Annotated in this window: 11 protein-coding genes and 2 pseudogenes; 9 read left to right on the top strand and 4 right to left on the bottom strand. The window is 73.3% G+C overall.

Translation table 11 applies throughout. The features are described from left to right. The 3 genes and pseudogenes from ABZV78_RS24575 to ABZV78_RS24565 form a co-directional block, all read left to right on the top strand. Window positions 1-465, top strand: a pseudogene (locus ABZV78_RS24575) (hypothetical protein); the annotation flags it as partial. A gap of 113 nt (window positions 466-578) precedes the next feature. Next, window positions 579-1923, top strand: a pseudogene (locus tag ABZV78_RS24570) (MFS transporter). 46 nt (window positions 1924-1969) lie between these two features. After that, window positions 1970-3826 carry a transketolase gene (locus tag ABZV78_RS24565; RefSeq protein ID WP_355642137.1) on the top strand — a complete coding sequence of 619 codons (1857 nt, stop codon included), beginning with the start codon at window positions 1970-1972 and terminating at the stop codon, window positions 3824-3826. A 39-nt stretch (window positions 3827-3865) separates the two neighbouring features. Here the strand turns inward: ABZV78_RS24565 and ligD are convergent, their stop codons facing one another. Beyond that, on the bottom strand, window positions 3866-4828 hold the full coding sequence (gene ligD / locus ABZV78_RS24560) for a non-homologous end-joining DNA ligase (RefSeq protein WP_355642133.1): 963 nt from the start codon (window positions 4826-4828) through the stop codon (window positions 3866-3868). 123 nt (window positions 4829-4951) lie between these two features. On the opposite strand from ligD, the gene ABZV78_RS24555 reads away from it, so the two are divergent. Both ABZV78_RS24555 and ABZV78_RS24550 read left to right on the top strand, forming a co-directional pair. Continuing rightward, complete coding sequence (locus ABZV78_RS24555) at window positions 4952-5341, top strand: DUF2267 domain-containing protein (protein ID WP_355642131.1); 390 nt, start codon at window positions 4952-4954, stop codon at window positions 5339-5341. 71 nt (window positions 5342-5412) lie between these two features. Further along, window positions 5413-6207: a maleylpyruvate isomerase family mycothiol-dependent enzyme gene (locus ABZV78_RS24550; RefSeq protein WP_355642129.1), complete on the top strand. Its 795-nt coding sequence runs from the start codon at window positions 5413-5415 to the stop codon at window positions 6205-6207. A 43-nt stretch (window positions 6208-6250) separates the two neighbouring features. Here ABZV78_RS24550 and ABZV78_RS24545 read toward each other — a convergent pair whose 3' ends face one another. From ABZV78_RS24545 to ABZV78_RS24535, 3 genes are all read right to left on the bottom strand, one after another. Next, complete coding sequence (locus tag ABZV78_RS24545; protein WP_355642127.1) at window positions 6251-6640, bottom strand: VOC family protein; 390 nt, start codon at window positions 6638-6640, stop codon at window positions 6251-6253. Beyond that, entirely contained in the window at window positions 6637-7338 is a 702-nt protein-coding gene (locus ABZV78_RS24540) for a DUF4287 domain-containing protein (RefSeq protein WP_355642125.1), read from the bottom strand. The genes ABZV78_RS24545 and ABZV78_RS24540 overlap by 4 nt, the downstream gene beginning before the upstream one ends. 228 nt (window positions 7339-7566) lie before the next feature. Continuing rightward, entirely contained in the window at window positions 7567-8304 is a 738-nt protein-coding gene (locus ABZV78_RS24535; protein ID WP_355642123.1) for a FadR/GntR family transcriptional regulator, read from the bottom strand. A 136-nt stretch (window positions 8305-8440) separates the two neighbouring features. Between ABZV78_RS24535 and ABZV78_RS24530 the strand changes: the two genes are divergently transcribed. From ABZV78_RS24530 to dgoD, 4 genes are all read left to right on the top strand, one after another. Then, window positions 8441-9730: a sugar ABC transporter substrate-binding protein gene (locus ABZV78_RS24530; protein WP_355642121.1), complete on the top strand. Its 1290-nt coding sequence runs from the start codon at window positions 8441-8443 to the stop codon at window positions 9728-9730. Window positions 9731-9804: 74 nt separating this feature from the next. After that, window positions 9805-10752, top strand: a complete 948-nt coding sequence (locus tag ABZV78_RS24525) for a sugar ABC transporter permease (RefSeq protein WP_355642119.1) — start codon at window positions 9805-9807, stop codon at window positions 10750-10752. Continuing rightward, entirely contained in the window at window positions 10749-11564 is an 816-nt protein-coding gene (locus ABZV78_RS24520; RefSeq protein ID WP_355642117.1) for a carbohydrate ABC transporter permease, read from the top strand. The genes ABZV78_RS24525 and ABZV78_RS24520 overlap by 4 nt, the downstream gene beginning before the upstream one ends. A 5-nt stretch (window positions 11565-11569) precedes the next feature. Further along, on the top strand, window positions 11570-12718 hold the full coding sequence (gene dgoD, locus ABZV78_RS24515) for a galactonate dehydratase (RefSeq protein ID WP_355642115.1): 1149 nt from the start codon (window positions 11570-11572) through the stop codon (window positions 12716-12718). The last annotated feature ends 1 nt before the right edge of the window (window position 12719 follow it).

Here is a 12719-nt window from a genome sequence, read left to right as displayed (position 1 = left end):
GTGTTCATCCTCGGCCTCGGCGTCATCGCCGCGCTCAACCAGATCGGCGTCGCCACCACGGTCACCACTCCGGTGCTGATCGCCGTGCTCGCCACGGTCGCCGGCATCCTGATCGTCGGCGTCGGCGGCGGCCTGGTCCGCCCCATGCAGGGCCGCTGGGAGAACTGGCTGACCCGCGCCGAGCAGGAGTCGCAGGCCATCGCCACCCACGCCCGCGCCTACCAGGCCGGGCGGCAGGACCTCGAGGCGCGGCTCGGCGGGCCGGCCGGCCCGTACGCCGAGGCGGACCGGACCCAGCCGGTCGCCCCGTACGGCGCGGCGGAGCCGACCCAGCCGGTGCCGGCGTACGCCGACCCGGACCGCACCCAGCCGACCGCCCCGCGGCAGCCCACGGCCCAGCAGGCCGCGGACAGCGAGGCCACGATGGTCATCCCGCAGGCGGACGTCGACAACTCCCGCCGCTGACCGACCGCCTTCCGACCGGGGTGGGGCCCTGCGGGGTCCCACCCCGGTCCGTGCGCGGGGCGGCGCGGGCACCGGGTGCCCGGCTAGCATCGGCGCATGCACTGGCGACATTGATGCCCTGCCGAGGGTCGAGCCCGCGGGCCACCGCGGACACCGCACGTCCGGTGTCCGTCACGTCCCCGTGGGAAGGCCCTCATGCTCATCGTCTCCGCGCGCGTGCCCGCCGAGCGCCGGCTCGCCGCCACGCTCTACGCCTACGCGTTCCTCACCGACCTGGTCCTGCTCTATCCGGTCTACGCGCTGCTCTTCGCCGACACCGGGCTGTCGGTCGGGCAGATCTCCTCGCTCTTCGTGCTCTGGTCGGCCGCCGGCATCCTGCTGGAGGTGCCCTCGGGCGCCTGGGCCGACGCGGTCTCCCGGCGGCTGCTGCTCTGCCTCGCCCCGCTGCTGGCCGCCGCCGGCTTCGCCCTCTGGGTGCTCGTCCCGTCCTACCCGGCGTTCGCCGTCGGCTTCCTGCTCTGGGGCGCGGGCGGGGCGCTGCGCTCCGGCGCCCTGGAGGCGCTGGTCTGGACCGAACTCGACCGGCTCGGCGCCACCGGCCGGTACGCCCGGCTGACCGGCCGGGCGAGGACCGCCGAGCTGCTCGGGGTGGTCGGCGCCATGGGGCTGGCCGCCCCGGTGCTGGCCCTCGGCGGCTATCCGGCGGTCGGCGCGGCGAGCGTGGCGGCGTGCCTGGCCGCCGCGGTGGTCGCCACCCGGTTCCCCGAGCACCGGGCGGCGGAACCGGCGGGCCGCGCCCCGGCCGGCGCGGACCGGCCCGAGGCGGCCGGGCCCGGCTGGCTGGCCAGCCTGCGCGGCGGGCTGGCCGAGGCCCGTGCCGACCGGTCGGTGCGGTCGGCGCTGCTGCTGGTGCCGGCGGTCGCCGCGGTGTGGGGCGGCCTGGACGAGTACACGCCCCTGCTGGCCCGGGACACCGGGGTCCCGGCGGCCACCGTGCCGCTGCTGCTCGTGCTGGTCTGGGCCGGCACCACCGTGGGCGGGCTGCTGGCGCCAGTGGGGGAGCGGCTGAGCGACCGCGGCTTCGCCGTCCTGCTGGCCGGCGCGGCGTTGGCCCTGGCCGCGGGCGCCCTGGTCCGCCACCCGGCCGGGTTCGTCCTGGTCGGCGTCGCGTTCGCGGCGTTCCAGCTCGCCACCGTGCTGGCCGACGTGCGGCTCCAGGCCCGGATCAGCGGGCCGGACCGGGCGACCGTCACCTCGGTGGCGGGCATGGCCACCGACCTGACCATCATCGCGGTCTACGCCGGGTACGGCGTCGTCGCGGGCGCGGCCGGCCACGCGGCCGCCTTCGCGCTGGCCGTGCTGCCGTACCTGCTGCTGGCCGGCCGGCTGGCCACCCGCCGGACCGCCGGACCGGGTCGACCGAATAGGTCGTTGTCCGACAATACGGGGCTTTCCTGACTACGGTATGGGCGGAAGCGACCGACGGAGGCGACGCGGCGTGACGATGGAAGCAGAGCGCACCCTGCGCGAGGAGGAGCTGACCGGGCTGGCGGACCTGGCCGCCCAGCTCCGCGTGGACTCGATCCGGTGCAGCACCCGGGCCGGCTCCGGCCATCCCACGTCGAGCCTGTCCGCCGCCGACCTGCTCGCGGTGCTGGTCGCCCGCCACCTGCGCTACGACTGGTCCTACCCGGGCAACCGCGCCAACGACCACCTGATCTTCTCCAAGGGGCACGCCTCGCCGCTGCTGTACGCGGTCTTCCGGGCGACCGGCGCGATCAGCGAGCAGGAGCTGATGGAGACCTACCGCCAGTCGAACTCCCGCCTCCAGGGCCATCCCACCCCGGTCCTGCCCTGGGTGGACGTCGCGACCGGCTCGCTCGGCCAGGGGCTGCCGGTCGGCGTCGGCGTCGCCCTGGCCGGGCGCTACCTGGACAAGCTGCCGTACCACGTCTGGGTGCTCTGCGGCGACAGCGAGACGGCCGAGGGCTCCATCTGGGAGGCCCTGGACAAGGCCGGCCACTACGGGCTGCGCAACCTCACCGCGATCGTGGACGTCAACCGGTTCGGTCAGCGGGGCCCGACCGAGCTGGAGTGGGACCTGGACACCTACCGCCGGCGGGTCGAGGCGTTCGGCTGCCACCCGCTCGTCGTCGACGGGCACGACCTGGCGGCGATCGACGAGGCGTTCGGGCGGGCCCGGCAGGCGACCGGCCCGACGGTGGTGCTCGCCCGGACGGTCAAGGGCAAGGGCGTGCCCGAGATCGAGAACCGGCCGGACTGGCACGGCAAGGCGCTCGAGCCGGACCAGGCCGAGCAGGCCGTCCAGGCCCTCGGCGGCGTGCGGCAGATCCGGGTCGCCGGGCCGCGGCCCGCCGCCGCGCCGCCGGCGCCCGCCCCCGCCGCCGGGAAGCCACCGGAGCTGCCCCGGTACGAGAAGGGGGCGAAGGTGGCCACCCGGAACGCGTACGGGGACGCGCTGCGCGCGCTGGGCGCCCGGCCGGACGTGGTGGCCCTCGACGGGGAGGTCAGCGACTCCACCCGGGCGGACAAGTTCGGCGAGGCGTACCCGGACCGGTTCTTCGAGATGTTCATCGCCGAGCAGCAGCTGATCGCCGCCGCGGTGGGACTGCGGGTCCGCGGCTACCGGCCCTTCGCGGCCACCTTCGCCGCGTTCCTCTCCCGCGCCTACGACTTCATCCGGATGGCCGGCATCTCCCGGGCCGACATCGCCCTCGCCGGCTCGCACGCCGGCGTGGAGATCGGCCCGGACGGCCCCTCCCAGATGGGGCTGGAGGACCTCGCCGCCCTGCGCGCCGTGCACGGGTCGACCGTGCTCTACCCGAGTGACGCCGTCTCCTGCGCCGCCCTGGTCGCCGCCATGGTCGACCGCGAGGGGGTCAGCTACCTGCGCACCACCCGTGGCAAGTACCCGGTGCTCTACGACAACGGGGACGACTTCCCGATCGGCGGCAGCAAGGTGCTCCGCGACGGCGGCGACGTGGTGCTCTTCGGCGCCGGGGTGACCGTGCACAACTGCCTCGCGGCCGCCGACGAGCTGGCCCGGGAGGGGATCGACGCCCGGGTCGTCGACCTCTACTCGGTCAAGCCGGTCGACCGGCAGCGGCTGCTCGACGCCGTGCGGGACACCGGCGGCCGGCTGGTGGTGGTCGAGGACCACTACCCGCAGGGCGGGCTTGGCTCCGCCGTGCTCGAGGAACTGGCCGACCTGGCCGAGCCGGTGCGGGTGAGCCACCTGGCGGTACGCGGCCTGCCCGGCTCCGGGACGCCGACCCAGCAGATGGACCGGGCGGGCATCGGCGTGCACGCGATCGTCAGCGCGGCGCGCGCCCTGGCCTGACGGCCGCCCGGCGCGGCCGCGTGCGGGCCCGACCCGGGATCACCTCCGCAGCCGGATCTCCGCCGGGTCCCGGTCGCTGCGCAGCCCCTTCCAGGAGGGGTGGCGCAGCCGGCGGTCGGGGGTCCACGACCGGAAGGTGACGTCGCCGACCAGCACGGGGTCGACCCAGACGGCGTGCCGGGCGTGCTCGCGCGGCACCGCGGCGAAGGGCGGATCCGGTCGGGTCAGGGGCTCCAGGCGGCCCGCCAGGTCGCGCAGCACGGTCTGGGTGAAGCCGGTGCCGACCTGCCCGATGTAGTGCAGCCGGTCGTGCTCGTCGTACATGCCGAGCAGCAGGGACCCGATGGTGCCGGCCCGCCGTCCGGCGCCCGGCTTCCAGCCGCCCACGATCACCTCGACGGTGTCGTTGAGCGGCACCTTGACCCACGCCGCGCCCCGGCGGCCCGGCTCGTAGGGCGACCCGAGCCGCTTGGCGACTACCCCCTCCAGGCCCAGGTCGGCCGCGGCGGTGGCCAGGTCCCGGCCGGCCTCGCCGGTCCAGTAGGGCGGGGTCTCGACGGTCTCGCCGCTGAGCCCCAACTCCTCCAGCGCCGCGCGCCGCTCGGTGTACGGCAGGGTCGTGGTGTCCCGCCCGTCGAGGTGCAGCAGGTCGAAGAGGTAGTACCGGACCGGGGTCGAGGCGACCAGCGTGGCGGCCGGCGCCCGGACGTGCATCCGCCGCTGGAGCGCGGAGAAGCTGGGCCGGCCGCCGGCGTCGAGCGCCACGATCTCGCCGTCGAGCACCGCCCGCCGCCCGGCCAGGAGGTCCGCCAGCTCGCCCAGCTCCGGGTAGGCCCGGGTGACGTCCCGGTCGTTGCGGCTGAGCAGCCGCAGCCCGCCGTCGACGTACGCGACCGCCCGGACGCCGTCCCACTTGAACTCGTAGGCCCAGCCAGGCCCCGTGGGCAGCGCCCCGGCGCCGGCGAGCATCGGCGGCACGAGCGTCGGCATCCTGGCAGCCACGTCCCGATCATGGCCGCCGTGGCCCGCCGCGACGCCGGTTTCCGGTCTTTCGCCCGAACGGCGGTCGTTTGTGGTGGTCGTCGGCGGGTAGCCAGCCGGTCTCCGGGACGGAAGGACCGACGAATGGCGGAGCTGGAGTTCGTGGCGAAGGTGGCCGCACGGGCGGGCGTACCGGCGGAGACCGCGCGATCCCTCACCGAGGCCACCCTGCGCACCCTCGCCGAGCGGATCAGCGGCGGCGAGGCGGCCGACCTGGCCGACCACGTGGCGCACGAGCTGCGCCCGCTGCTGGCCCGGGCCCGCCCGGAGGAGCCGGAGGCGTTCGGGTACGACGAGTTCCTGCGCCGGGTGGCCGACCGTGCCGGCACGGCTCCGGACGTCGCCGAGCGGGGCGCGCGGGCGGTGCTGCAGACCCTGCACCGGGTGGTCGGGCACGCCGAGTTCGAGCAGGCCCTGGCGGAGCTGCCCCGGGAGATCGGGGCGCTGGCCCAGCCGGTGCCCCGCACGCCCTGACGAGCCGGCGGGGACGAAACAGCCCCCGACGGCTCCCGCCGCGATGGTCGGCCGGCCACTAGGTTGGGCTGATGACGGCCCTGAGCTTCGACCGCCACCGCGCCGAGATCGTCGCCCAGAGCGACCTGCTCCGCACCCACCTCGACGGGGCCGACCTGACCACGCCAGTCGCCTCCTGCCCGGGCTGGAACGTGGGCCAGCTGGCCCGGCACCTCGGCGGCGGCCAGCGCTGGGCGGCCGAGGTGGTCCGCACCCGGGCCGAGCGGCCGCCGTCGGACACCCACTTCCGCGACCTGTCCCCGTACGCCCGGGAGGAACCGGCGGTGGTCGGCCCCTGGCTGGTGGAGAGCGCCGCCGCGCTGGCCGACGCGCTCGGGGAGGCCGGTCCCGGCGTGGTGACCTGGACGCCGATGCCGGTGCCGGCCGCCGGGGTGTTCTGGGCGCGCCGGTTCGCCCACGAGACGCTGCTGCACCGGGCCGACGCCGCCCTCGCCCTGGGCGTGGACTTCGCCGTCGACCCGGCGATGGCGGTCGACGCGCTGGACGAGTGGATGGAGCTGGGCTCCCTGCCGCAGATGCTGGAGATCTTCCCGCACCGGCGCGACCTGCTCGGCCCCGACCGCACCCTGCACCTCCACGCCACCGACGTGCCCGCCGAGCTGGGCGCGGAGTGGCTCGTGGACCTCACCGGGGACACCCTCGCCTGGCGGCGGGCGCACGAGAAGGCCACCGTGGCGGTCCTCGGCCCGGTGACCGAGCTGCTGCTGATGGTCTACCGGCGGCGCCCGGTCGACACCGCGGTGGTCGAGGTGCTCGGCGACGCGACGCTGCTGGACCGCTGGCTGGCGGCGGTCGCGTTCGGCTGACAGTGGGGCCGGCGGCCGCCCGGCCGCCGGCCCCAGCGCCGGCTCAGCCGGGCACGTGCAGGAACGACCACTGGTGGCCGTCGAGGTCCCGGAACCCGCGCATGTACATGAACCCGAGGTCCTGACCGGGGCCGAGCGAGGTGCCACCCGCGAGGACGGCCACGTCGACCAGCGCGTCCACCCGCTCCCGCAGATCGACGCCGAGGCCGACGATCACCTCCCGGCTGGTGGCGGTGTCGCACACCCCGGCCCCGGCGAACGCGGCGAAGGCCGCCGGGGTGTGCAGGATCAGGTGGGTGGCTTCGCCGAGGCTGAGTTGGGCACTGTCCCCGCCGGTTTGCCGGGGCCCGGCCGTGAAGCCCAGGGCGGTGAAGAACTCGACCGCCCGGTCGAGATCGGCCACCGGCAGGTTCACGAACGTCGCGGCGCTCATCGGGTCGGCTCCCCATGCTCCAGCAGCTGCTTCAGGGCGGCGAGGCGGTCCCGCCAGTACGCCTTGAGCCGGTCGGCCTCCGCGGCGTCGGTGAGCTTCTCGTGCTGCACGGCCACCCGGGCCTTCTTCTCGCTCACCGCGGTGAAGCCGACGGCGATCCGGCTCGGCCCGCCGGCCCAGTCCGCGCGGAAGCTCTTCGGTGCGGTGGCCGTTCGGACCCGGACGGCCACGTCGGGCAGCCACCGCCGGCGCAGCGTCTCGTCGGCGAACGCCTCGAACAGCGCCGCCACCGGCACCGCCACCGTGCGGCTTCCGGTGGCCTCGAAGCCGCCGCCACGGCGCTGGCCGGGTGCCCGGAGACCGCGCGCCTGCTCGTAGCCGACGGTGACGGTCTGCGCCCACCAGCCCGGCACCTCGTGCTCGGTGACCAGCCAGCGGGCGATCTCGGTGTGGGTCCGCGCGGCGCCGCCCCACGTGTCGAGCCGGGCGAACCACTCGTCCCAGTCGTGACCGGTCCGTTCGCGCAGCAGCGCGGCGGAGATCCGATCCTGCTGGCCGCGGCCGGCGGCCACGTCGGGGGCCGGCGCGGGGTCGGCCGTGGCCCGGGCGAGCAACTGCCGGCGGGCCGTCGTGTAGCTCTCGCCGGTGCGGGCCATCCGGGCGCGTACCCGGGACTTGAACGACCTCTGACTCGTCATCACATGCTCCCTGTCGACGGCGCGGTCGCAGGGACTCACGCTCCCGGTCGACCTCGCCGTGGGCAGGTGGCGCATGTCGGGTGGGCCGGACGGCACCGCGTCCCGAGGGCTCGGGGCCCCCTTTGCCTCCGCGGAGCCGGTGGCGTGAGCACCGGGCTGGAGGTGGGGCGCGGGACTGCGCCGAGCCCAGCGTACGCCGCCGACCGCCCGGATGGGGAGAGGGTCAGCTCACCGGCTCGGCTCGGTGGTCTGCTCCCACATCGACTTCATCTCGTCGAACGCCTGCTCCATGATCTGCACCATGGCCCGGCGGGCCGCCTCGCCGTCGCGGCGCTGGAGCGCCGAGGCCACGTCGGCGTGCAGCTGCAACGCCTGCTGGTCGGGGTGGTGCGGCATCAGGTGGTAGTGGTGCCGGCCGGTGAGCACCTCGGCGACCAGTTCCCGGAGCTTGCCGAACATCTCGTTGCCGGATGCGGCGAGGACCCGCCGGTGGAACTCGATGTCCAGGCGCAGGAACCGGTCCTCGTCGCCGGCCTGCCCGGCGGCCCACATCTTCGCGGCGATCCCCACCAGGTCGCTGGCGTCGTCCGGGGAGATCCGGCCGGCGGCCAGCCAGGCGGCGTGCGGCTCGACCGCGGTCCGCAGCTCGGTGATCGAGCGGAGCTGCGCCATCCGGCCGGCGGAGGCCAGTCGCCAGCGGATCACCTGCGGATCGAAGACGTTCCACGCCTCGGCGGGGCGGATCAGGACGCCGACCCGGCGACGCGTCTCGATCAGGCCCATCGAGGCGAGCACCCGGAGGACCTCGCGGATCACCGACCGGGAGACCGCGTGCCGGTCGACCAGCTCGTCGATGTTGAGCACCGAGCCGGCGGGCAGGTCGCCGCCGCAGACGGCGGTGCCGAGTTCGTCGAGTACGCGGGCGTGCAGCCCGGTCTCGCCCCCGGAGGAGGAGGTCTGATCCACGGTCGGATCATATCAGTTGGTGATCACCCCTTGAATAAATCAGCTTTTTCGGCCTAGCATCCCGTCGTTAAGCGGACGTTACAGCGTTGTGGCGCTCTTCCCCCGGGGCGGCGACCACGAGAAAAGGAGAGATGACGTGCGACGTCGATCGATATTCGGTACGTCTCTGGCCGTGGTCGCAGCCATGGGCCTGGCCGCCTGCGGCGGCGGTGGCGACGACAGCGGCGCGTCCAAGACGGTGCGCGTGACCCTGGCGAACCACGTCTGGACCGAGAACATCAAGGCGGCCCTGCCCGAGTTCGAGAAGCAGACCGGGCTCAAGGTCGAGATCACCCAGCTCGGCGAGGACCAGCTCTCCGACCAGTACAACGTCAAGCTCAACGCCGGCTCGTCCGACCTCGACGTGATGATGTACCGGCCGCTGCAGGAGGGGAAGCTCTTCGCCAAGAACAAGTACCTGGCCGACCTCTCCGACCAGGCCAAGTCCAGCAAGGACTGGGACTACTCCGACTTCCAGTCCGGCCCGGTCGAGGCCACCACGTACGAGGGCAAGTCGGTGGGCGTGCCGATCATCACCGAGCAGGAGGTCCTGTACTACCGCAAGGACCTGCTGGCCAAGGCCGGCCTGAGCGCCCCGCCGAAGACCCTCGACGAGCTGAAGACCGCCGCCGCCAAGATCAAGGCCAGCGTCCCGGGCACCGCGGGCTTCGTCGCCCGGACCGGCAAGTCGCCGGCGGTCACCCAGTTCTCCAGCTTCCTGTACAGCTTCGGCGGTGACTTCGTCGACGGCAGCGGCAAGGCGACCGTCAACAGTGACGCCGCCAAGCAGGCGTACGCCTTCTACGGCGGGCTCATCAAGGACAGCGGCCCGGCCAACGTCAGCACCGACATGAGCTGGCCCGAGGCGATGGCCATCTTCACCCAGGGCAAGGCCGCCTTCTACACCGAGGCCAACTCGCTCTACAAGAACGCCACCGACCCGGCCAAGTCCAAGGTGTCCGACACCGTCGGCTTCGCGCCGTTCCCGGCCGGCCCGGCCGGCTCCAAGCCGTACAACATCCCCTCCTGGGCGCTGGGCGTCAACGACGCCTCGAAGAACAAGAGCAACGCCTGGAAGTTCATCGAGTGGGCCACCGGCAAGGAGCAGACCCTCGCTCAGCAGAAGGCCGGTGTGCCGAGCGCCCGTACCTCGGTCTGGGCCAACCCGGAGGGCACCGCGAACTACCCGAAGGACCTGGTCGAGGCCATCAACGCGAGCACCCAGGGCGGCGTCGCCCACGACCGGCCCGTGGTCGTGAAGGTGGGCCAGGCCCGCGAGCTCGTCGGTCAGCCGATCGTCGACGCGATCACCGGCAAGGACCCGGCGGCCGCGGCCGACACCGCCAACGAAGCCTTCCAGAAGTTCCTGGACGACGAGGCCAAGTAACACGCGCGCGGGTGGTGGGGCGGCTCGCCCCACCACCCGCGTACCCCTGTCGGTCCGCCCACCCCGGAGATCCCATGGCAACCGTCACCACCCCCAGCCGCGCACCCGGCAGCGCCGGCGTCATGCCCGACACGCCCGGCTGGGCGCGCTGGGCCAACGACCACCGCAAGTGGCTGTTCGCCGCGCCCGCGATGGTCTTCGTCGCCGCCCTGATCGTGATCCCGCTGGGCTGGACCGCCTGGCTCAGCCTCACCGACGCCGAGGGGTCCGTCCGCGCCGAGAGCGAGTTCGTGGGCTTCCAGAACTACCTCGACGTGCTGTCGGACACCGACCGGTTCTGGCCGGCGGTCGGCCGTACCGCCGGCTTCACCCTCGTCGCGCTGCTGTTCGAGGTGGTTCTCGGCATGGCCGTCGCGCTGCTGCTGTGGCGGCCGTTCAAGGGCCAGAAGTGGGTTCGGGTAGCCATCCTCATGCCGCTGGTCGCCACCCCGGTCGCGGTCGGCATGATGTGGCGGCTCATCTTCGACCCGAACATCGGCCTGGCCAACCAGGTGCTCGGCTGGGTCGGCATCGGCCCGCAGCCATGGCTCGCCGGCCAGCACTCCGCGCTGCCCACCACGATCTTCATCGACGTCTGGCAGTGGACCCCGATGGTGGTGCTGATCCTGCTCGCCGGGCTGAGCTCGCTGTCCGAGGAACCCCAGGAGGCGGCGCGGATCGACGGCGCCAGCACCTGGCAGCGGTTCCGGCACGTCACCCTGCCGCTGCTGATGCCCACGGTGATCGTGGCCATCCTGCTGCGCGGCATCGACGCGCTGAAGACCTTCGACATCCTCTACGCCACCAAGGGCCGCGGCGGCGGTTCCTTCCACGAGGTGGAGACCCTGAACGTGTACGCCTACGGGCTGAGCTTCGACTACAACGAGTACGGCGTCTCGTCCACCGTCCTCATCCTCTTCTTCCTGATCATCATCGGGTCGATGTGGGCCCTGACCGCCCGGCGCAAGGAGGCCAAGCGATGAAGGCGAGTCCCGCGTACCGGGTGTTCCGGGTGGTGGCCCTCGTCGTCGTGGTGCTGTCGCTGGTCACGCCACTGCTCTGGATGATCGCCGCGTCGTTCAAGACCAACGTCGACATCTACGACACCGGCAAGGCGCTGGTCTTCTCGCCCACCCTGGACAACTACGCCAACGTCCTCAAGCAGTCGCACTACGTCCAGTTCATCGGCAACAGCCTCTGGGTGGCGTTCGCCGCCACCGTCCTGTCGCTGATCCTCGGCGTGCCGGCCGCGTACTCGATGAGCCGGTTCAACATGAAGAAGTCGGCCCTCGTGGTGCTGATGGCCCGGGTCATCCCCGGCGTGTCGCTCCTGGTGCCCTGGTACTACGTCTTCTCGAACCTGCAGTTGGTCGGCGGCTTCACCGTGCTGATCCTCAGCCACATGTTCGTCTCGCTGCCGTTGATCGTCTACATCATGATGGGCTTCTTCGACGGCCTGCCGGAGGAGTTGGAGGAGGCGGCGCTGGTCGACGGGCTCACCCACATCGGCGCGTTCCGGCGGATCACCCTGCCGCTGTCCGTGCCGGGCATCGCCACCGCCGGCATCCTGTCCTTCATCTTCTCCTGGAACAACTTCATGTTCGCCCTGGTCCTCTCCGGCGCGGACACCAAGACCCTGCCGGTGGCGATCTTCGACTTCGTCGGCTATGCCAGCATCGACTGGGGCGGCCTGATGGCCGCGGCCACCGTGGTCACCCTGCCGATCATGGTGATCGCCCTGTTCGTGCAGAAGTACGTGGTCTCCGGCCTCACCGCCGGCGCGACGAAGGGCTGAGCACCGTGACCACCATCGCGCGCATCGAGACCTTCCTGGTCGCGCCCCGCTGGCTCTTCGTCCGGGTGGAGACCGAGTCCGGGATCGTCGGCTGGGGCGAGGCCACCTGCGAGGGGCGCTCCGAGACCGTCCGCGCCGCCGTCGACCAGCTCGCCGAGCTGCTGGTCGGCCGGGACGCGCTGCGCATCGAGGACCACTGGCAGGTGCTCACCAAGGGGTCGTTCTACCGGGGCGGGCCGATCCTGGCCAGCGCCGTGGCCGGCCTCGACCAGGCGCTCTGGGACATCGCCGGCAAGCACTGGGGCGCACCCGTGCACCAGTTGCTCGGCGGCCCGGTCCGGGACCGGATCCGGGTGTACGGCTGGGTCGGCGGCGACGAGCCCGGCGAGGTCCGCGACCAGATCAGCGCCGCCGTCGAGACGGGCCTGACCGCGGTCAAGATGAACGCCTCCGGCCGGATGAGCGCGGTGGCCTCGGTGGCCGAACTCGACGGGGTGGTCCAGCGGGTCGCCGCCGCCCGCGAGGTGCTCGGTGACCACCGGGACGTCGCGGTCGACTTCCACGGCCGGTTCAGCCTGGCCAGCGCCCGCCGGGTCGCCCCGCTGCTCGAGCCCTACCGGCCGTTCTTCCTGGAGGAGCCGGTGGTGCCGGAGAACTCGCACCTGATCGGCGAGTTCGTCCGCTCCACCACCACGCCGGTGTCCACGGGGGAGCGGCTCTACAGCCGGCAGGAGTTCCTGCCCGTCCTCCAGGCCGGCATCGCGGTCGCCCAGCCGGACCTCTCGCACGCCGGCGGCATCACCGAGGTGCGCAAGATCGCCGCGCTGGCCGAGGTGTACGACGTCCAGCTCGCCCCGCACTGCCCGCTCGGCCCGATCGCCCTCGCGGCCTGCCTCCAGGTCGGCTTCGCCACGCCGAACTACCTGATCCAGGAGCAGAGCATCGGCATCCACTACAACCTCGGCGCCGAGGTGCTCGACTACTGCCTCGACAAGACGCCGCTGACCTTCGTGGACGGCTACGTCGAGCGGCTCACGGCACCCGGCCTGGGCATCGAGATCGACGAGGCGGCGGTGCGCGCCGCCGACCAGCGCGGCCACGCCTGGCGCAGCCCCATGTGGCGGCACCGGGACGGCTCCTACGCGGAATGGTGAC

This window comes from Micromonospora sp. NPDC004540 (genome assembly GCF_040610095.1).
GTDB lineage: Bacteria > Actinomycetota > Actinomycetes > Mycobacteriales > Micromonosporaceae > Micromonospora.
Note: the sequence above shows the minus strand (reverse complement) of the source record. Positions and strands in the feature narration are given on the sequence as shown.

Excerpts from the sequence above, each read along its gene's own strand:
- ABZV78_RS24565 (WP_355642137.1), top strand. The coding sequence starts at position 1,970 with ATGGAAGCAGAGCGCACCCTGCGCGAGGAGGAGCTGACCGGGCTGGCG.
- ABZV78_RS24555 (WP_355642131.1), top strand. The coding sequence starts at position 4,952 with ATGGCGGAGCTGGAGTTCGTGGCGAAGGTGGCCGCACGGGCGGGCGTA.
- ABZV78_RS24550 (WP_355642129.1), top strand. The coding sequence starts at position 5,413 with ATGACGGCCCTGAGCTTCGACCGCCACCGCGCCGAGATCGTCGCCCAG.
- ABZV78_RS24545 (WP_355642127.1), bottom strand. The coding sequence starts at position 6,640 with ATGAGCGCCGCGACGTTCGTGAACCTGCCGGTGGCCGATCTCGACCGG.
- ABZV78_RS24540 (WP_355642125.1), bottom strand. The coding sequence starts at position 7,338 with ATGACGAGTCAGAGGTCGTTCAAGTCCCGGGTACGCGCCCGGATGGCC.
- ABZV78_RS24525 (WP_355642119.1), top strand. The coding sequence starts at position 9,805 with ATGGCAACCGTCACCACCCCCAGCCGCGCACCCGGCAGCGCCGGCGTC.
- ABZV78_RS24520 (WP_355642117.1), top strand. The coding sequence starts at position 10,749 with ATGAAGGCGAGTCCCGCGTACCGGGTGTTCCGGGTGGTGGCCCTCGTC.